The organism is Flavobacterium sp. KY-23415 (assembly GCF_055384985.1).
Map to the genome: position 1 here is coordinate 3,123,293 of NZ_AP044001.1, position 21,860 is coordinate 3,145,152.

Annotated in this window: 14 protein-coding genes; 11 read left to right on the plus strand and 3 right to left on the minus strand. The window is 29.3% G+C overall.

Features of this window, described 5'->3' with window-relative positions; translation table 11 throughout:
• Nucleotides 1-10 precede the first annotated feature (10 nt).
• From ACZ49Z_RS13745 to ACZ49Z_RS13755, 3 genes are read left to right on the plus strand one after another with little or no spacing between them, the layout of a single operon-like run.
• Entirely contained in the window at nucleotides 11-1,102 is a 1,092-nt protein-coding gene (locus ACZ49Z_RS13745) for a glycosyltransferase (RefSeq protein WP_464304881.1), read from the plus strand.
• A 48-nt stretch (nucleotides 1,103-1,150) separates the two neighbouring features.
• Nucleotides 1,151-2,071 (plus strand): hypothetical protein, encoded by a 921-nt coding sequence (locus ACZ49Z_RS13750; RefSeq protein ID WP_464304882.1) that lies wholly within the window; start codon nucleotides 1,151-1,153, stop codon nucleotides 2,069-2,071.
• 27 nt (nucleotides 2,072-2,098) lie between these two features.
• Nucleotides 2,099-5,893, plus strand: a complete 3,795-nt coding sequence (locus ACZ49Z_RS13755; protein WP_464304883.1) for a M43 family zinc metalloprotease — start codon at nucleotides 2,099-2,101, stop codon at nucleotides 5,891-5,893.
• Between the two features lie 28 nt (nucleotides 5,894-5,921).
• On the opposite strand, the gene ACZ49Z_RS13760 is transcribed toward ACZ49Z_RS13755, so the two are convergent.
• Together ACZ49Z_RS13760 and ACZ49Z_RS13765 are read right to left on the minus strand one after the other, a co-directional pair.
• Nucleotides 5,922-7,079: a glycosyltransferase family 4 protein gene (locus tag ACZ49Z_RS13760; protein WP_464304884.1), complete on the minus strand. Its 1,158-nt coding sequence runs from the start codon at nucleotides 7,077-7,079 to the stop codon at nucleotides 5,922-5,924.
• Entirely contained in the window at nucleotides 7,057-7,968 is a 912-nt protein-coding gene (locus ACZ49Z_RS13765) for a glycosyltransferase (protein ID WP_464304885.1), read from the minus strand. The genes ACZ49Z_RS13760 and ACZ49Z_RS13765 overlap by 23 nt, the downstream gene beginning before the upstream one ends.
• A gap of 232 nt (nucleotides 7,969-8,200) precedes the next feature.
• Between ACZ49Z_RS13765 and ACZ49Z_RS13770 the strand changes: the two genes are divergently transcribed.
• Nucleotides 8,201-8,827 (plus strand): 2OG-Fe(II) oxygenase, encoded by a 627-nt coding sequence (locus ACZ49Z_RS13770; protein ID WP_464304886.1) that lies wholly within the window; start codon nucleotides 8,201-8,203, stop codon nucleotides 8,825-8,827.
• On the opposite strand, the gene ACZ49Z_RS13775 is transcribed toward ACZ49Z_RS13770, so the two are convergent.
• Nucleotides 8,828-9,511, minus strand: a complete 684-nt coding sequence (locus ACZ49Z_RS13775) for a cell division ATP-binding protein FtsE (protein WP_464304887.1) — start codon at nucleotides 9,509-9,511, stop codon at nucleotides 8,828-8,830. It abuts the gene before it with no gap.
• A gap of 189 nt (nucleotides 9,512-9,700) precedes the next feature.
• Here ACZ49Z_RS13775 and ACZ49Z_RS13780 point away from each other — a divergent pair, with 189 nt between their 5' ends.
• From ACZ49Z_RS13780 to ACZ49Z_RS13810, 7 genes are all read left to right on the plus strand, one after another.
• Nucleotides 9,701-12,715, plus strand: coding sequence for a tetratricopeptide repeat protein (locus ACZ49Z_RS13780; RefSeq protein WP_464304888.1), 3,015 nt, complete (start codon nucleotides 9,701-9,703; stop codon nucleotides 12,713-12,715).
• A 53-nt stretch (nucleotides 12,716-12,768) separates the two neighbouring features.
• On the plus strand, nucleotides 12,769-14,523 hold the full coding sequence (locus ACZ49Z_RS13785; RefSeq protein ID WP_464304889.1) for a TonB-dependent receptor: 1,755 nt from the start codon (nucleotides 12,769-12,771) through the stop codon (nucleotides 14,521-14,523).
• Between the two features lie 80 nt (nucleotides 14,524-14,603).
• Nucleotides 14,604-15,053 (plus strand): hypothetical protein, encoded by a 450-nt coding sequence (locus ACZ49Z_RS13790; protein WP_464304890.1) that lies wholly within the window; start codon nucleotides 14,604-14,606, stop codon nucleotides 15,051-15,053.
• A 467-nt stretch (nucleotides 15,054-15,520) separates the two neighbouring features.
• Nucleotides 15,521-16,717, plus strand: coding sequence for a C10 family peptidase (locus ACZ49Z_RS13795; RefSeq protein WP_464304891.1), 1,197 nt, complete (start codon nucleotides 15,521-15,523; stop codon nucleotides 16,715-16,717).
• A 381-nt stretch (nucleotides 16,718-17,098) separates the two neighbouring features.
• Complete coding sequence (gene asnB, locus ACZ49Z_RS13800; protein WP_464304892.1) at nucleotides 17,099-18,712, plus strand: asparagine synthase B; 1,614 nt, start codon at nucleotides 17,099-17,101, stop codon at nucleotides 18,710-18,712.
• A gap of 205 nt (nucleotides 18,713-18,917) precedes the next feature.
• Nucleotides 18,918-20,858: a DNA topoisomerase (ATP-hydrolyzing) subunit B gene (gene gyrB, locus ACZ49Z_RS13805; protein WP_464304893.1), complete on the plus strand. Its 1,941-nt coding sequence runs from the start codon at nucleotides 18,918-18,920 to the stop codon at nucleotides 20,856-20,858.
• Nucleotides 20,859-21,857: a DUF6588 family protein gene (locus ACZ49Z_RS13810; protein ID WP_464304894.1), complete on the plus strand. Its 999-nt coding sequence runs from the start codon at nucleotides 20,859-20,861 to the stop codon at nucleotides 21,855-21,857.
• Nucleotides 21,858-21,860: the final 3 nt, after the last annotated feature.

Sequence of the window (21,860 nt, forward strand, 5' to 3'; positions counted from 1 at the left end):
AATATAAGAAATGAAATTACAAAATAAGTATAAAATCGCTTTAGTGGGATATCGTTTATCTGGAGGGGGCGCTCCGAAGGTTATGGCAAATTTGTCGTGTTTTTTATATGATATTGGGGTTGATGTCCATATTATAACTGTGATAGATGAATATGGTTATCCTTATAAAGGTAAGGTTATTGCGACTGAAAAATTGAAAGTGGGTAGCGGAGTTTTTAATAGAGTTTCCAGATTTATTGCTTTGAAAAGACTATTTCAAAAAGAAAAATATGACTATATTATTGATTTTAGATTTAAAAACAAGAAAGTTCAAGAGTACTTTATTGCGAATTTTTTGTACAATAGTCCAACTATTTTCACAGTACATAGCTCGGCATTAGAACAATATATTCCTAAAAGTAAATTTTGGGCTAAAATAATTCATGAAAAAAGTTTTGCAATTGTTTCGGTTTCAAATTATATAGTTAAAAGTATAAAAGAACAATATAATTTTAAAAATGTGTTAACAATTTATAATACAATCGACATAGAAAAGATTAATGATTTAAAAAATGAAATAACCGACAATAATTTTCCTGACGGATATGTTTTAGGGGTTGGTCAGATAGAAACCAATGTTAAACAATTTGATCATTTGATAAAGGCTTACAGTAAAAGTAAATTAGATATTCCATTGTTAATTTGTGGAGAAGGAGTTTTACAAGAACAATTAGTAAAACTTTCAGAAGAATTAGGTGTTTCGGAAAAAGTATTCTTTTTAGGATTTCAAGAAAATCCTTTTAAATTCATGAAAAATGCTAAATTTTTAGTAGTAAGTAGTGCTTTTGAAGGGTTTTCGAATGTTTTGATAGAAGCATTATCTTGCGATACTCCCGTAATTTCTTATGATTGTGTTTGTGGTCCAAATGAAATTATAAACCATGAGTATAATGGTCTTTTGGTTAAAAACCAAGATATAGATGCGCTGTCAGAAGCGATGATTCGTTTTTCTAATGAAAATGAATTATATACTATTTGTAAGTCTAATGCTAGAAAATCTGTTGAGAAGTTCTTTTTAAGTGAAATTGGAAGACAGTGGATTAAATTGATGAAATTGGAATGAATTGTTAAAATAAAGTATTATTTTGTAAAAAAAATAACACACAAAACAATGAACAAAACAATGAACAAAACAATGAACAAAACAATGAACAAAACAATTTTATCTTTAGTAGCAATTTTTATTGTAAATCTATCTTTTTCACAACTTTTACCTGTAGGAACAAATACAGATGATAATAAATACCGCGTTGGTGGAGTAGCATTTGGTTATTCTTCAGCCCCTAGTTTTGGAACTAATAAATTTATGGTAAATGGAAATTCTTCATTTAATGGAGTTTCTAATTATGTTGGATCAATGTTTTTAACAGCAACACCAGGAGTTTTAGATTCTGGTAATTTTGAGATAAGAGGTGCAGGAACTTACAGCAGGCTTCAAATGGCAGTAGCAACGTGTAATGGTTGTTATTCCCGTAATGCTATAAAGGGAGATATAGTTATTCGTTCTAATGCGAGATCTAATGCTTTAATGATTGTAAGTGAAGGGACTGGTGGAATTAAAATTGAAACACAAGAACTCCCAATTCCAGACCCTAATGGAATTACTAAGGTTCAAATGACAATTGATAAATATGGAAAAGTAGGAATTGGTACAGAAATTGTTCCAGCAGATTATAAACTAGCCGTTGCTGGAAAGATAATTGCAGAAGAACTCAAAGTACAATTACAAACAGCATGGCCAGATTATGTTTTTGCGGATGACTACAAATTACCTTCTTTACAAGAAGTTGAGCAACACATAAAAGAAAAAGGACATTTAGAAAACATACCTTCTGCTTGTGAAGTGAAAGATAATGGTTTTGAAGTAGGGCAAATGAATGCATTATTATTAGAGAAAGTAGAAGAACTTACACTTTATACTATTGACCAACAAAAACAATTAGATAAGCAATCTGAGTTATTAAATAAACAAACTCAAGAAATTGAAGAACTAAAAACTCTAGTAAATACATTGATTCAAAAAAATAAGTAATCATTTAATTTTAAAAGAATAAATATAATGAGAAGCTTATATATTTTTCTGCTCCTTATAATGGGAGTAGGTGTTTTTGGGCAGAAAACAAAGTCTCTTACACCTTTTACACCACCCTGTGCCACTGATGAGGCATACCAAGAATTAGTCAAAAAAGATCCTAGTCTATCTAGAAGGATGGATGAAATGAATGAACAAATTAGGAATTTTGCCAATGAATTTAAAAAATCTTCAAACAGTAAAACTACACAAACTAACTTCACAATTCCAGTTATTGTATATGTTGTTCATAGTAATCAATCACTAGGGACTGGTTCAAATATTTCTGATTCACAAGTACAAACACAAATCGATGCTTTAAATGATTATTTTAGCGGAACAGGATTCAATTTTTGTCTCGCTACTAAAGCTGGGAATCAAACGCTTTTACAAGCAGCAGGAAGTCTATCTACTGCAAGTTCAACAACTCCAGGTATTATTCATGTTAGCGATGCTACTATAGCAAATCATCAAATCACTTCTAATTCTCAGCAAGCTCTAGTTGCAGGAACAAGTGGAAATTATATTTTAAATCAAAATAGATTTTTGAGGATTTGGGTGGTAGAGAGTATTAATGATAGTACTACTTCAGGCATTCAAGGTTATTCTCATTTTCCAAATACCTCTACAATCTTAGATGGTATTGTAATGAGTTATACAGTTTTTGGAGACATTAGTAATACTTCTTGTAATTGTAATTTAACTATAAATTATCAACAAGGTAAAGTTTTAGCTCATGAAGTAGGGCATTACCTAGGATTAAGACACACTTTTCAAGGAGGTTGCCATGATACATCGGGTACAAATAGTCATTTTTTAGGAGATTTAGTAGTCGATACACCACCAGTTAACGCAGCTAATTTTGGCTGCCCCTCAAATGTAGATAGTTGTACTAACGATACAGAAGGCGATGATATAAGTAATTATATGGATTATACCTATGATGCTTGTAAAAATCATTTTACAACTGGACAAAATGAAAGAATGCTATTTCAATTAATGAATTATAGAAGTAATTTGTATGATACAGATAATTTAATTTTCACAGGTGTTTGTGGTTCTAATAATTTAGTTTCTTCTAGTTTTACAGGTAGCTTAAGTAATACTGGAAACAGTTATATCTATAATATATGTGCTGGTAGTACACTGTATTTTAGACCAAATACTCAAAGCTCAAATTATCCAATAGGAACAGTAAATTATTTATGGGATTTTGGGAATGGTATTACTTCTACCTTAGAAAATCCTTCAACAATTTACAATTTAAGTTCAAATACTTTTTATATAGTAACACTTACAGTTAATTATAACGGAAATACTTCTACTTCTTCTAAAAATATTTACGTAAACAATTGTTCACCAATTGTAAATGATGAATCTACATGGTATTGTTACCAAAAAAATATACTTAAATTTAATACTGGTATACCTAGAATTAATGGTACAATTTCTTTTCCAGGAATAGGTGATGCAATTGGAATTGACAGTGGTGACAATATTTTCAAAGGCATAAATATCCAGAACGACAATAGTGGTAATGTTTTATTTTTTACAGATGGAAAAGATATTTATAATGGAGCTAATCCGGCTACTAGAATTAATAATATTAGATTAATAGGAAATGGTTCTAATGGTCAAGAAACCCTAATATTAAAATCTCCTGTAAATAATAATGACTATTATATTATTCATAATTTATCAAAAGGTTCAGGAGGGAATAATTTTTTTAACGTGTTAACACATGTTGGAATTCGATATTCTATTATAAATATAAATGGAGGAATACCAACAATGTCTAATTCAGTAAATATTCCAATATTACCAACGTCTAATCAGACAGGTTTTAGAACTTCTTCTCATGATGGTGCATTTTTTGGTACAAACTCTATTCAAGCAATTGAAAAAAACAATGGGGGTTATTGGATTTTTGCAGTAATATATAGAATAGATGGTACAGCATGTATTGGAGTATTTGATTTTGCGATAGATGGATCTATTGTTTTGAAAAACACTTATACATTGCCTTCATATATTACACCTGTTTTTTATAATACTATGGGTACTATTGATTCAAGAGAAAGTACTCTTTTAAGTATTTCACCAAATGGAGATAAAATAATTTACAATACTTATTCCTTAAAGCCTTTAATATTTGATTTTGATAAGTTTGAAGGTGTAATATCACAAACAACAGAGTTTGATAACATTTTTTTTAACGGTTATTGTTATGCGTTTAGTCCAAATTCAAAATTAATTTATTCAAGTCAAGGACAAATTGATATAGACACCCCACTTATAGTTAATAACCCTACTAGTGAAATGATAAATTATATGAGCAATTATGCTTATGGTCCTGATGATAAAATTTATTATTTAGCAGGTGGAAATGCTAATGGTAAAATAGGTGTTATTCACAACCCAAATATTAAAGTTACAAATTTTAATCCTAATGCTTTTCTTAGTCAACAAGACATATTAAAAACTGAATTTGTGAATTATGGGAATAAATTTCTGCCCAATTTTCTTCACTCGAAAAAATCTACTGCTTATGACGTAAACCAAATAAGTGCCTATAAAGCGGGTTGTAATGCTTATAAATTTTTTCCAGATGTAAATATCAACACTGCTACACCAAGTTTTGTATGGGATTTTGGAGACCCTAATTCTGGCCCTAATAATACTTCTACATTAAATACGCCCACACATGAGTTTACTGCAAGTGGTACATATACTGTTAGTTTAACCTATAATGTTTCCACCACAATTACAACTCAAGTAACCATAACTACATTTACACCACCTGCTATTCAAGGAACAAGTGAGGTGTGTTTTTCAAATGGAATAGCTACTACATTTAATTCTGTAGTGTTACAAAATGGACAAACAGTAGTTTGGTCAATCTTAAGTGGAACAGGTACGATACTTCAAAATAATCAAACAGAGGTTCAAATCACTTGGACACAATTAGGAACTATCAGTGCATTAATAACAGATCCTACTGGTTGTAGTGGAACAGTTACTAAAACAATAACAATATTACCAAATATTACTCCAACTTTTAGTGGTATAAACACTAGTATTTGTAGTGGTAGCACAGCTCCTGTACTTCCAAGTACTTCAAACAATGGAATTACTGGCTCTTGGTCACCTTCAACAGTAAGTAATACAAATTCCAGTAACTATGTGTTTACTCCAAATTCAAATTATTGCGCATCTTCTGTTACTTTACCAATCGAAGTTTTACCTGCAAATGACCCAAACTGCAACGGTAATCCTTGTCCTACTGATTTAACCTTATCTACGCCAGAAAGTAATCCTACAATAGTTTATAAAACTCAAAATTGGATAGAAGCTAATGCAAACTATGTTGTGGACGTTAATAAAAATGTAACCATGAAAGCAGGAGATTTTATTGTTTTTAATACAGATTCTCATTTGAAAGCAGATTCCGAAGTGACTGTAAAAATAGAAATTTGTACTCCAACAAGTAAAATGAGTACTACTAAAGTTTTAGAAAAGACTGTTTTTGACGAAAAAAATCAAAATGAGTCAATACTGCTGTTTCCAAATCCAGCAAACGATAGGTTAATCATTGCTTCAGATAATGCAGCTATGAATAGCGTGATTATTACAGCTATGGATGGAAAAATTATTTATAGTAATCAAAAAGTAAAAGCATCTAAACTAGAATTAGATACTTCTAGTTATCAAGGCGGTATTTATATGGTTAATATAACTACTACAAATGGTGTTAGTTTTATAAAGAAACTAGTTAAGAATTAAAATAGAAAAGCCATCTTTAGTAAATTAACTAAGACGGCTTTTTTATTAACTTTAAATAGATATCAATTTGTTTGTTAAAATGATTTTTAAAATTTCTTTTTTCTGCAAAATCTAAACCATTATTCGCAAGTTCTCTTCTTAAGTTAATATCAATAAGTAATAATTCTATCGATTCTGTTAGTTTTTCGATGTTTCTGAAGGGAAAAACTAAACCACTATTATTTTCTATAACATCTTTGGTAATACCTAATAAATTGCTCACAATAACGGTTTTTTTGAATGCAAAAGATTCTAAAACTACATTACAATAAGATTCTAAGAATTCACTAGGAATAATTACAAATTTAGAGTTTTGATATATAGAAGTTAACTCTTTGCGCTTTTTTTTACCAATAAAGGTTACATTGTGTAAATTATTATTGTTTTTGAATGCTAATAATTCTTCCATTTGGTTTCCTTCTCCAACAATCAAGAGTTTTTCATTTGGAAATTTTGACAAAATATTTTTATATGCTTTTAATAATGTCATAACTCCCTTTTCTATGTCTAATCTACCAACATATAATAAATACTCACCATCAAGCAATTCATTATCCAAAACTTCTAGCATTGTAGGGTTGGGTAAAGTTTCTCCAGATAAATTGAAATGATTTTTTATTGATTTGGTTAGATCGTTAGAAGGAGTCAAGAAATAATTGACATATTTTTTTATAAATTTTTTGTGATAACTTTGTTTAAAGTGTAGTAAAGTATCATATAAAAAATTTCTTTTGGGGTGATGATTCATTATGCATGACAACCCATTTTTATGTTTCGAAATAATGTCACCTTTAGTGGTCAACATGTAATTTTTCGGACATATATAATAATAGTCTCTAAATGAGTAGAGAATTGGAATGTTTTTTGTTTTAGCATGTTTCATAAAATGAGGTGTCACAGGAGCTCCAATGCTAAAGCAATGTATTAAATCGGGATTGAATTTATCAATTAGTTGATTTATTTCTTTTGTTGATTTATAATTGTAAAATTTTTGAATCCAGTTTGTTTTTTTTTGGGAAGAGCCATACCATTCATATGTGATTTTAGATTCGTTATTTTCTGAATATTTTTTTAATTCTAATAGGTAATTTTCTACACCACCAATAATTAGTTTGTTATTAAAATTATTTATTATTAGAACTTTCATTGTATTTAATTTTTAGTGTACAAAAGTAACCTAACCTAAAAACATTGAAAATAAACAATTTTGGATTATTTCCTATTAAGTTATTTTTGATTGGTTTTTCAAAAAAAATATAAAAAAATACTATTGGAATAATCAGATAGTATTTTTTTAATTTTTCAACCAATTTTATCATTTTACTATGACTTGATTCTATCATTTTGTTAGAAGATAAAAAATATAAATTTTCTAATGAACATTTTGTTTTGTTATAAAATATTAAATTAGAATCAATATCATCATGTTGAACGGGGTTTTCTATGTGTTTTATTTTTGCATTAATTTTTTGTAATTCGAATGAAAAAAGTGTGTCATCATGTCCGTATTTTTTGAAACTACTATCAAATTTGATTTTATTAAAGACGCTTTTTTTTATAAATGTATTATTAAATAAAAAAGAACTATATGGATGTTTTTCCCGTTCAGTAATTGTTTTGTCTTCCATGAATTTTCCATATTTCCATCTTAACATTTTATTATTTGATGGATAAGTGCTAGAATGAACCCTCCCTCCATATGCACCATCATAATAATTTAATACAGTTAAGTAATTTTTAATGAAATCTTTTTTTATTATTAAACAATCTCCATCTAAAATTATTAAGTTTTCAAATTTAGATTTTTGAACTAAAATATTTTTATTCTCCCTATAACCAACATTTTTATCTAATATGAAAAATTGACAGTTTGAAAGTGAATCAATTTTTCTGTTTTCAATGTTATGTATAGATTGAGAAGCGTCATCTTGTGTCAAAATTTCAAACTCAATGTTACAATCTATACATTGCTTATGTAATTCTTGAACTAATGGAAACAGGTTGTAATTATAAATAGTTATTAAAATAGATAACATAAAAAGTTTGTAAAATGATTAATTTTGAAAAAAATAAAAAGAGAATAGAAATCAGTTAGCAGATTTAATTTTTTCAAAAATAGAAAAAAATAAAGATATTTTAATTAAACAATTTCAAGATTCTAAATCAAAAATTGGTTTTTTCTATTTAGACAATTTATTACCCGATGAAATTGCATTAAACATATTTAACTTGTTTCCCAAGCCAGAGAATATGGTTTTAAAGAAAAGCTTGAGAGAAAATAAGTATGTTGCGGCTCAAATGAATCAATATGATTCTTTGTTAGAGGAAATTATTTATGCTTTTCAAGACACTCGGATAGTTGTACTAATTGCTGAAATTTGCGATATAAAAGATTGTTTTCCAGATGAAAAATTATATGCAGGTGGTATTTCATTAATGGAGGAAAAACAATTTTTAAATCCTCATTTAGATAATTCTCATGATAAGGAAAGAGAACGTTGGAGGGTTTTGAATTTATTGTATTATGTAACACCAAATTGGAAATTAGAATATGGTGGCAACTTAGAATTATGGCCAAATGGTTTAAAAAATAAACAAATCACTATTGAAAGCAAGTTCAACCGTTTAGCAGTTATGGCTACGCATAACAAATCACTGCACTCGGTATCCCCAGTTGAGGTTAATAATAAAAGATGTTGTGTGTCTAATTATTATTTTTCGAATTCACCATTACATACTACAGATTCTTTTCATGTAACATCATTTAGAGGCAGACCAGAAAATAAAATAACAGATATTATATTACAAACCGATACATGGTTGCGAAATGGCATTCGAAAAATTTTCAAAAAAGGGATAAAAGAAAATCCCCATTATTATAATAAAGAAGAATAATTACACTGTTCTTTGCACCACTTCAAACACTTTTCCTCCATCAAATTTTAGTGTTTTTGCTGGATATTTTAAAAGTAAAGCATAGTCATGAGTAGCCATTAGAATAGTCTTTCCTGTACTATTAATCTTTTTCAAAAGCTCCATGACTTCTACACTTGTTTGTGGGTCAAGGTTACCAGTTGGTTCATCCGCTAAAATCAGTTCAGGGTCGTTTAATAAAGCTCTTGCTATAGCAATTCTTTGTTGTTCTCCTCCAGAAAGTTGATGTGGCATTTTGGAAATGTAGTTTTTCATTCCCACTTTGTCTAAAACTTCTTCAATCTTAGTATTCATTGCTTCTTCTTCTGTCCAGCCGGTTGCTTTCAAAACAAATAGTAGATTTTGTTTCACGTTTCTATCGGGAAGCAATTTAAAATCTTGAAAAACAATTCCTAATTTTCTTCTCAAATAGGGAATGTCTTTTTCTTTTAAATCTCTTAAATCATATCCAACAACAGTACCTTCTCCTTCAGTTAAAAATAAATCGGCATATAGTGTTTTTAAAAAACTACTTTTTCCAGCACCAGTTTTTCCAATTAAATAAATAAAATCACCATTGTTTACATCTAAACTTACATTAGTTAAAATTGGATTTTTCTCTTGAAATACGGTAATATCATTTAATGAAAGAATTGTTTCAGACATGTTTTTAAAAAGTTTAATGATGTAAAAGTAATAACTTACAGCACTCTTTCAAAATTTTAGATCAAAATCATTAAAAATATTATTACACCCCAAAAAACTTGTTATAATTTGTTACAATAATTTATTAAGAATCTTCGTTTATAGTGGTAATAAACTTTATATTTGAAGTCAATAAAATATATGCGAAAAATGATAAAAATACTGAAATTAGCCTTACTTATACTATTTATTAGTCCACTAATGGTTTCAGCACAACAATCATCTATTTATACTCATCAATTAAAAGAGTATGATAAAGCAGTTGCGTTGTATAAGGACAAGCAATACCAATCTGCTCAAATTTTATTTGAAAAGGTTAAAAATGAAAATACTAATCTAGAAATTCAATCAGATTGTTCCTATTATATTGCTAATTGTGCTATTCGTTTAAACCAAATTGGTGCCGATGATTTAATTGAAAGGTTTGTAGAGGATTATCCAACGAGCACAAAACAAAATCAAGCCTATATTGAAGTTGCTCATTATTATTTTGATCAAGGTAGTTACGCAAAATCTTTAGAATGGTTCGATAAAGCAAATGAAAGTGCAATGTCTTATGAAGATAAAGAAAAGTTTAATTTTCAAAAAGGATATGCCTATTTTACGGTTAAAAAAGTAAATGAAGCCACAAAGCACTTTAACAAGGTGATGAATTCTAAAGTCTATGGTAGTCAGGCAAAATACTATTTAGGATATATGTCCTATGAAACAGACGATTATACTAGTGCAAATGAGTATTTTGACCAAGTTCAAGATAAAGACAAGTATAAAGAAAAAATGGGTTACTTTCAAGCCGATATGAATTTTAAATTAGGAAATTTTCAAAAAGCAATTGATTTAGGCTTGGAACAAATGGATAAATCCAATGCTATTGAAAAAAGTGAACTGTCTAAAATTATTGGAGAAAGTTATTTTAATTTAAAACAATACGATAAAGCACTTCCTTATTTGATTGAATATAAAGGAAAAAAAGGAAAATGGAATAACACAGATTTTTATCAATTAGGCTATGCTTATTATCAACAAAAAGATTATGAAAACGCAATAGCACAATTCAATAAAATTATTAATGGTAAAGATCATGTAGCTCAAAATGCCTATTATCATTTAGCAGAAAGTTATTTAGAAACAGATAAAAAACAAGAAGCATTAAATGCATTTAAGACAGCTTCTGAAATGGAATTTGAACCAAAAATTCAAGAAGATGCATCTTTGAATTATGCAAAACTGAGTTATGAAATTGGTAATCCTTATCAATCTGTTCCTGAAATTTTGAATGCATATTTGGAGAAATATCCTAATAATCCAAATAAAGCAGAAATCAATAATCTACTAATAAGCTCTTATATTACTTCTAAAAATTATACTGAAGCATTAGTTCTTTTAGAAAAAAATAAATCTCCGGAAAACAGATTAGCCTATCAAAAAGTGACTTTCTATAGAGGCTTAGAACTTTATACAGACAGTAATTATCAAGAAGCCTATAATTTGTTTAAAAAATCAATTTCAGAAAATAAGGATGCTAAGTTTACTGCTCGTGCAACATTCTGGAAAGCTGAAACAGAGTATAATTTGGATCAATATAAAGAAGCATTGTTAAGTTTTAAACAATTTGTTAATTATAAAGAGGCCGCTTCAACACCAGAAATCAAAAATGTGAATTATAATTTGGCATATTCATATTTTAAACTAAAAGAATATGAAAATGCAATAAAACATTTTACAGATTTCTCAAATGAAGTAATGAATGATAATATTAGAAAAACTGATGCCTTTCTTCGTTTAGGAGACTGTAATTTTATTTCTGCAAAATATTGGCCTGCAATGGACGCTTATAATAAAGCTATTGAAATGAAAAGTGTGAATGCAGATTATGCTGCTTTTCAAAAAGGAATTAGCTACGGATTTGTAAATAAAAATGAAATAAAAATTGAAGATTTAGAAAAATTTGTAAAAACCTATCCGAATTCGCAATATACAGATGATGCTTATTATGAGTTGGGAAATACCTATGTAAATGAAAATAATGAAACTAAAGCAGTAGCAACCTATGACAAATTGATTGCCAATCATAATACAAGTTCCTATGTGGCAAAAGCAATATTAAAACAAGGGTTAATTTATTATAACAATAACAAAACAGAGTCTGCATTAGTAAAGTTTAAAAAAGTAGCAGCAGAATTCCCAGGGAGTTCAGAATCTCTAGAAGCTGTTGCAACGGCTCGTTTAATTTATGTAGATAATGGAAAAGTAGAAGAATATTCGGATTGGGTAAAAACCTTAAGCTTTATAGAAGTTTCTAATGCAGATTTAGATAACACAACCTATGAGTCTGCTGAAAAGCAATATTTAATGAATAATGCAAAACAAGCAATATCTGGATTTAGTGGCTATGTTGCTAAATTTCCAAACGGACTTCATGCGTTAAAAGCAAATTTTTATCTGGCTCAATTGTATTTTGCAGATAAATTAGAATCGAATTCAGTGAAACATTATGATTATGTTGTTAATCAATCACGAAATGAGTTTACAGAACAGGCACTGGCTAGGTTATGTCAAGTTCATTTGAAAGCGAATGATTACGATAAAGCAATTCCTGTTTTAAAACGATTAGAAAATGAAGCCGATTTTCCTCAAAACAAAACCTATGCACAATCTAATTTGATGAAGTCTTATTATGAAAAATCAAATTATTCTAGCGCAGTTATCTATGCAGAAAAAGTATTAGCAAATGACAAAATTGATGATAGAATTAAAAGTGATGCTCAAATAATTATAGCGCGTTCCGCAATTAAAACAAATGATGAAACTAAAGCTAAAAATGCCTATGCAGATTTATTGAAAATTGCAAAAGGAGAATTAGCCGCAGAAGCTTTATATTATGACGCTTATTTCAAAAATAAAGAAGGAAAATTTGATGCTTCTAATAAAATTGTACAAAAAATAGCTAAAGATTATTCTGGGTATAAATATTATGGAGCAAAAGGATTGGTAATCATGGCCAAGAATTTTTATGGATTAAAAGATAGCTTTCAAGCTACTTATATTTTAGAAAGTGTTATTAAGAATTTTAAAGATTTTCAAGATGTAATTGAAGAAGCAAAAGCAGAATTAGATATGATTAAATCTGAAGAAGCAAAAACCAATTCATCAATTACAAATTAAGTTTCTGTGTAACTTAAAGTTTTTTTATAAAAACCTTCGCAACAATTAAAAATATGAGAAAAATAAAAAATATAACATTCCTAATTATAGTATTGTCCATTCAGTTCACTATCTCACAAGTAAAAGATGAAAATATAGGCTCTGAGGTAGTAAATATTGTAAAACCATATACACCAACAATTTCAGATGCTTTTAAAGTAAAAGAAACACCAGTTATGGAAGATGATGATAACACAAAAAAAGAAACAATTCAATATAATATTTTTTCATTTCCTGTAGCCTCAACTTTCACACCAGCAAAAGGAAAAGCAGCAGGAGTTGACAAAACGGAAAGAGAAAAAATATACCGAAATTATGCTACTTTAGGGTTTGGTAACTATCCAACTGTAAATGCAGAATTATTCATCACAGAAAATTTCGGAAGGAATAGTTATGTGGGCGGAATGCTACGTCATTTATCATCTCAAGGAGGAATTAAAGAAGTGGTTTTAGATGATAAATATTATAATACAAGTTTAGATGTAACCTACGGAAGTAGAGAAAGAGATTTAAGTTGGAATGTGGACTTAGGAGTTAAAAATCAAATTTATAATTGGTATGGCTTGCCAATAAAAAATATCTTTTTTGATGAAACAATAATAAAAGCAATCGACCCAAAACAGTCTTATAATACGATTGCACTTGGAGGAAAGCTAAATTTAGAAAAAAGCTTCTTTAATGAAGCAAGTTTATTATTTAAACGTTTTTCAGACGGATTTGGTTCAGGAGAAAATCGTTTCTATTTAAAACCGAATTTCAATTTTGACGTAATGGATCAAAAAGTAAAAGCGAACTTTATAATAGATTATGTTGGTGGAAAATTTGAAAAAAACTATGCAACATTAGAAGAAATAAAATACAGTCATGTAATTTTTGGTACAAAACCAAGTATATTGTATCAACAAGATGATCTTTCAGTGCAGTTAGGAGCTGGAATATTCTATACAACAGGAAAAATAAACGACTTTAGTGATAGTAAGTTGTTTGTATATCCAAATATAAAAGCTTCATACAGAATAGTAGGTGATATTTTAGTAGGATATGCCGGAGCAGAAGGTGGATTAAACCAAAATTCCTATGCAGACTTTGTAGAGCAAAATCCTTTTGTATCTCCAACATTAATAGTTGCACCAACAGATAATAAATATGATATTTACGTAGGTTTAAAGGGGAAATTAGCAAATGCAGTAGCCTTTAATGTGCGAGGATCTTATAATAATGACGACAATAAAGCATTATTTGTAAGTAATCAATACTTGTTAGGAAACCAAAATACCGAAAGCTATACTAATGGTAACTCCTTTAATGTTGTTTATGATAATGTGAAGACAGCAAGTTTCTTTGGAGAAATAAAAGCAGATTTTTCAAAAAATGTAGCATTAGGAATCAATGCAACCTATAATAACTTTACCACTACAACGCAAGCAGAAGCTTGGAATTTACCACAGCTTAATGTTGGAACGACTCTAGATTTTGATATCAATGATAAGTGGTATGCAGGAACAAATATTTTCTTTGTAGGAGAGCGAAAGGATATTATTACTGTTCAAGATGATTTAACAATTAATCCAGGTTCTTTTACACAAAAAGAAGTTAGTTTAGATAGTTATTTTGATTTGAATGCTCATGTTGGTTTTAAGTATAACGACAGATTAACTGCGTTTTTGAGAGGTAATAATTTAGCAAACCAACAATATAATAGATGGTCAAATTTTCCTGTGCAAGGAATTCAAGTGCTATTAGGAGCAAATTATAAATTTGATTTTTAAAAATAAAATCGCATTATACTTAAAAGTTCATTGAGACTATTTTCTTGATGAACTTTTCTCATCTCATATAAATTAAGTTAATGACCTTAAAGAAAAAAATATACCATTATTATTATAATCTTCTCGAAGATAAGATAAAAGGACTTCGTAATAAAATAGAAGAGCTAACTCAAGATGCTCAAAATGATGCTAAAGGTTCAGCAGGAGATAAACATGAAACTGCCTTGGCAATGATGCATTTAGAACAAGAAAAATTAAGTACACAATTAAAAGAAACAATTGCTCAAAAAAACATTTTAGAAAGTATCGATGTTACCGTAACGAATAGTAAAGTTGCTTTAGGAAGTCTCGTTTATACAGATAAATTCATTTTCTTTATAAGTTTAGCATTGCATAAAACAGTAATAGAGAATAACGAAATTATAGCACTTTCCCTTCATTCTCCCTTGGGAAATGAAATGAAAGGTAAAAATTGCAATGATGAATTCTCTTTTAATAAAATAGAATATAAAATTTTAAACATAGAATAATTATAACCACTCTTCTTTTGAGTGGTTTTTTCTTTGTGCAACTATTTGTTTTTTGGTGTTTTTTCTCCTTTTTTTTTATAATGATGAATAATCTGCGTTTTTTTGAATTTAAAGTAGGTTTTTTCTTATTTTGAAACCTGTGGTTTTTGTAGCTAATTTTTTTAAAAATATAATAATTAATATGATTAATATTTTGCTTATTGTTGTATATGTTTAATGGTTGTTGGAGATTTGTTTGATAATTAACTTTTTGACTTAAAAATAAATATTTGTTAAAAAAAATCAATTGCTGTTATATTTTTTCTGTATTTCTTGTTAAAAGTTATGAATTTTTAAAAAACTATTTTTTTGGTTTTTAGTTAATTACTGAAATTGAAATAGCTTGAAATTCGAAGTCATAAAAAAGCTGTTTTATTCTTGAAAAATTGAAAGTAGCTTTGAGTAATAACTTTTAAAATTTTAGAAATATGAAAAAAATCTTTACTCTAATTATGGCTGTCTTTTTAATCATGTCTTGTCAAGATGAAAATAATTCATCTGATTTTATTGATAGAAACAATAAGTATTTAATTACGCAATTACAGGCCGAAAGCATTGCAAAAAAAATCATTCAAGGAGAAACAAATAGTTCAGAAACAATATTGAATCTGAATACTATTTATGGTCAAAATCAAGCGCCAGCTATTTATGTTTTCAATGCTAAAAAACAGAATAAAGACTATTTTGTTTTAATATCAGGAGACAAACGTACAGAAGATGTTGTTTTAGGATTTGGAAAAGATAAAATTGATTTGGAAGAAGCTCCTGAACAATTAAAATTTTGGTTGTCTAAATATGAAAAATTAATTAATCATTTTCGTAAAACTTCAATAGAAGATGTTAAAAAGCTAAATACATTTGAAAAAAAGGTTGCTCAAATTGTTTCAAAATATAACTTATTAGAGAATACAACAGAATTTAAGAAACACCAAAAATCCTCTTATGTTTATACAATGCCATTTGTAACAACAAGATGGAATCAAGGTTGTGTATATAACACCTATTCACCAGAACAAAATTCTTCACCATCATTGTCAAACTGTGAAAAAACACTTCCATGTGGTAAAGCATATACAGGTTGTGTTAGTACATGTTTGTCTCAAGTAGTCAATTATTATGAATCAATGTCAGGTTATAATTATTCATTATTGTATGATACTTACGATGATAGTTACTTAGGTACGCCAGCAGGAAATGAAGTAGGTAAATTGATGAAAAGGGTGGCAGATATTATGAGAATGAACTATACATGCACGGGTTCGGGAGCCTATGCTAGTTATTATTTACCAAGATTTTCCACTTCAAGTGCTTTAGGTTTTAAGGAAATCTTAAAAAGGTACTATTTCAATGGTACAAATAACCAACTTTTCTCAGCAATAAAAAATGAAATTGAAACTAACAATATAGTAGTTTTCTCAGGGCAAGATACTGTTGCAAGAGCAGGGCATTTGTGGTTAGCAGATGGAGGTTATTTTACAGATTCATTAACTGGAGGAACATCCTATCTACACTTCAATTGGGGATGGGGAGGTAAAGCAGATGGTTGGTTTGCTTATGCTGACTTTAATAGCGGTAAATATAATTTTAACAGCGGAACAACAGCTTTCTATAATTTTAGAAAATAAAATTTTAAAGTAAACAATTTCGATTTTTGTTTTTTAGTTTTTGCTCCGACCCCTAAAAGTAGTTTCTAATTTTAGGGGTCTTTTTGGCTTAATATCTTTTGTGTTATGAATTCGAACCTGTAAAATACATTTTCAACATTGTTTAAGTTAAATATACAATTTAAATCTGCTTTAATCTAGATTTTGATTGAGGTTTATTTACTAAATATAACTAAAATGTTACTTTCTATATTGTTTTAGTTACATATTTGTTGTTTTTTATTGTTTTTTATTTATGTTTTAAATTAAAAACAAAATTAAGGTTTATATTGTAAATCTAAATGCTCAATTTTGCTTTATCAATGAAACAAAAAATGATATTAAAATTTAAATTATAAAGTTATGTGTGGAATTTTAGCCATTATAGGAAAGGGAAAAGAAGAAGCTTTGGTGCAACAATTATCTAAAAGAATGAGTCATAGAGGTCCAGATGAAAGTGATATTCATGTTACAGAATGTGGACATATTTTATCACATGAAAGATTGTCAATTGTAGATTTGCACACAGGTAAGCAACCAATTCAAGGAACATCATCTGCTTGGATGGTTCATAATGGCGAAATCTATAACCATGAAACTCTTCGAGAGACTGTTTTAAAGCATCATACTTTTAGAACTACCTCTGATTCGGAAGTAATTGTACATTTATATGAAGAATTTGGATATGATTTTTGTGATTATTTAGACGGAATGTTTGCTTTTGTTGTTGTAGATGGTGATGATTTTATAGCAGGAAGAGATCCTTTAGGTATAAAACCATTATATTATGGAATAGATGAAAGAGGAAGATATTATTTTGCAAGTGAAATGAAATCAATTGCAGACCAATGTAAAACATTTTCAACTTTTCCACCAGGACATTATTATACATCCAAAACAGGATTTGTAAAATATTATAAACCAGAGTGGGAGAATGAAAAAAAAGCAATTGAAGAATTAGACTATGTTGCTATAAGAGAAACACTTACAGAAGCAGTACGTAAGAGGTTAATGTCTGATGTTCCATTCGGAGTGTTATTATCTGGAGGATTAGATTCTTCTCTAACATCTTCAATTGCAAAACGTTTATTAGGAGATTCTCAAACGTTGCATTCATTCTCAATTGGTTTGGATGAAAATGCACCAGATTTAATCGCTGCACGAAAAGTAGCAGAAGTCTTAGGAACTGAGCATCATGAAGTATATTTTACGGTTGAAGAAGGAATTAAAAATATTGAAAAGTTAATTTGGCACTTAGAAACCTATGATGTAACATCAATTAGAGCAAGTACTCCAATGTTTTTTATGTCTAAAAAGATAACAGATTTAGGAATTAAGATGGTTTTATCAGGAGAAGGTGCCGATGAAATTTTTGGAGGATATTTGTATTTTAGAAACGCTCCATCTGTAGATGATTTTCAAAAGGAAACCATTGAAAGAGTTCAAAAGTTATTCACAGCCGATTTATTAAGAGCTGATAAATCTACAATGGCTCATGGGCTTGAAGCAAGAGTTCCTTTTTTAGATAAAGAATTTTTAGAATTAGCAATAAAAATTAAACCAGAAGAGAAGCAACCTAAAACATATAAAGGTATAGAGAAATATATCCTTAGAAAAGCTTTTGATACCCCAGAACAACCTTATTTACCAGATGAAGTGTTGTGGAGACAAAAAGAACAATTTTCAGATGGAGTTGGATATAACTGGATAGATCAACTTATAGAATATTGTGCATCTCAAGTAACTGATGAAGAATTTGCTAAGGCAAAAGAACTATTCCCATATAATACACCAACAAGTAAAGAAGCTTTTTATTATAGAACAATTTTTTATAAACATTTCCCTCAAGATAGTGCAGCACAAACAGTTAGAAAATGGATTCCAAAATGGCAAGAAAATGAGGATCCAAGTGGAAGAGCCAATGCAGCACACATTAAGGCTGATGTTTCTATCGCAAAAGAAAAAGAAACGGTATAAATTTTGTTTTTGATTTGTTTTTAAAACGTTAACTATGTTTGTTGACGTTTTTTTGTTTTTAATGGCTTAAAAGTAGTTTAAAATGAAAATTTTCAACATTTGTTGATAACTTATCACTAAAAACAATTCTTAAAGAACCAATTTTTTAACAGAATAGTTATATTTGTCTGTTAAATAATAATGTGGCTATTATAAGAATTAAAATATGAGTGAAGAAGTAAAGAAAAACAATTATTCAGCAGACAGTATTCAAGCCTTAGAAGGAATGGAGCATGTGAGAATGCGTCCTTCGATGTATATTGGTGATACTGGTGTTAGAGGTTTGCATCATTTAGTGTATGAAGTTGTTGATAATTCAATTGATGAGGCTTTAGCTGGACATTGTGATACTATATCTGTATTTATTAATGAGGACAATTCAATTTCTGTTGAAGATAATGGACGAGGTATTCCTGTAGATATTCACAAAAAAGAAGGAATTTCTGCACTAGAGGTTGTAATGACTAAAATTGGTGCTGGTGGAAAATTTGATAAAGATTCATACAAAGTTTCTGGTGGACTTCATGGTGTAGGGGTGTCTTGTGTGAATGCATTGTCAGATCATTTAAAAGCAACAGTTTTTAGAGATGGTAAAATTTGGGAACAGGAGTATGAAAGAGGTAAGTCTCTCTATCCTGTTAAACAAGTTGGTTCAACAGATAAAAGAGGAACTAGCGTTACATTCAAACCAGATGGAACCATTTTTACTCAAACATTAGAGTATTCCTATGATACTTTAGCAGCTCGTATGCGAGAGTTATCCTTTTTAAATAAAGGGATAACCATTACCCTTACAGATAAAAGAAATGTTGATAAAGATGGGAATCATATTTCTGAAGTATTTCATTCTAAAGAAGGGTTAAAAGAATTTGTTAAGTTCCTAGATGGTAATCGTGTGCCAATTATTGGTCATGTTATCAGTATGGAAAATGACAAAGGTGAAATTCCTGTAGAGGTAGCCTTGATCTATAATGAGAGTTATAATGAAAATATTTTTTCCTATGTAAATAATATTAACACACATGAAGGAGGAACACATCTGCAAGGATTCCGTATGGGGTTAACCCGTACTTTAAAAAAGTATGCAGATGCTTCTGGGTTACTCGATAAATTAAAATTTGAAATTTCAGGTGATGATTTTCGTGAAGGTTTAACAGCAATTATATCTGTTAAGGTTGCTGAACCTCAATTTGAAGGTCAAACAAAAACAAAATTAGGAAATAGGGAGGTTGTTTCTCCAGTTTCTCAAGCAGTTGCTGAGATGTTAGAGAATTATTTGGAAGAAAATCCAAATGATGCCAAAATTATTGTTCAAAAAGTTATTTTAGCTGCGCAAGCAAGACACGCTGCAAAAAAAGCTAGAGAAATGGTACAACGCAAGACCGTTATGGGCGGTGGTGGTTTGCCAGGTAAACTATCAGATTGTTCTGAACAAGATCCAGCAAAATGCGAAATTTTTCTTGTCGAGGGAGATTCTGCAGGCGGAACTGCAAAACAAGGAAGAGATAGGATGTTTCAAGCTATTTTGCCATTAAGAGGTAAAATTTTGAACGTTGAGAAGGCAATGCAACACAAGGTCTTTGAAAATGAAGAAATCCGTAATATATTTACCGCTTTAGGAGTTACTGTAGGAACAGAAGACGATAGTAAAGCTTTAAATCTTTCGAAATTACGTTATCACAAGGTAGTGATTATGTGTGATGCCGATGTTGATGGTTCTCACATTTCCACTCTTATTTTAACATTCTTCTTTAGATTTATGAAAGAACTAATTGAAGGCGGACATGTTTATATTGCAGCTCCTCCTCTATATTTAGTTAAGAAAGGAAATAAAAAAGAATATGCATGGAATGATGATCAACGCGATAAAATTGCGATGCAAATGGGAGGAAGTGTAAATATTCAACGCTATAAAGGTCTTGGAGAAATGAATGCAGAACAATTATGGGATACAACATTAAATCCAGACTATAGAACATTACGTCAAGTAACAATTGATAGTTTGTCAGAAGCGGATAGAGTTTTCTCAATGTTAATGGGAGATGAGGTGCCACCTCGTAGAGAGTTTATTGAAAAGAACGCAGCTTACGCTAAAATCGACGTATAAATGAAGAAAATCATAACGTGTTTTGTTTTTTTGTTAGCTGTTTTGAAAGCTAATGCACAAGCACCAAATGATTTTGATAAAATAGGGTATCTGCTATCAGATGCCCTTTTGTATTCTGAACAGTATATAATCCCTATCACAGATGCAGCTGTTTATCAATCTTCATCAGGATGGGTGTTGTCTCCAAAGAAGAAAAAACTTTGGGATATTTCTATTGGTTTGCATACAAATATCTTTTTTGTTCCTAAAAAAGATAGAAAATTTACAATTAATAATACTGATTTTCAGTTTTTTGAAATTGAAGGGAATACCACTGCAACGGTGCCTAGCGCTTTAGGAGATGATAATCAAGTTTATTTAGTTGGTGAAATAGGAGGCGAGCAAGTTCGTTTTAAAACACCAGAGGGGGTTAATCAAGAAACAATAGTGTATCCTTATTTGCAAGCAAGTTTAGAATTACCATTGGGATTTGAGTTTACAGGAAGATATGCAACAAAAACAAAGTTAAAAAAAGGATATTATCAGGTATTCGGAGGAGGATTAAAGTATAACATAAGCCAACATTTTTCAAGATTGGAAAATAAAAAAATAAATGTAGCTGTTGCAACAATCTTTACTAAAGAAGATATTGGGTTTGATTTTTTAGATATTGATACACCCTATGGTAATTTAGGAATAAATCAAATAAATGGTAAAGTGGATACTTGGCATTTTAACCTTGTTGCATCAAAAGAATTTAAAAATTTTGAGTTAATAGGAAATTTTATCGTAAATAATAGTAAATTTGAATACTTAGTAAGCGGCCCCAAAGGAACGATAGAGGGTTTTATACCTGTTCAAGATATTATTAATGATTTGTTAACAAGAATAGAAAAGGATAAAGTTAACTATATATGTGAAATTTCAGGTATTTATCATATTAATAGATTGGCTTTGCAAAGTTCGTTTGCTTTTGGTAAATTTGCTAATCTCAATATTGGAGTACAATATAAATTTTAAAAA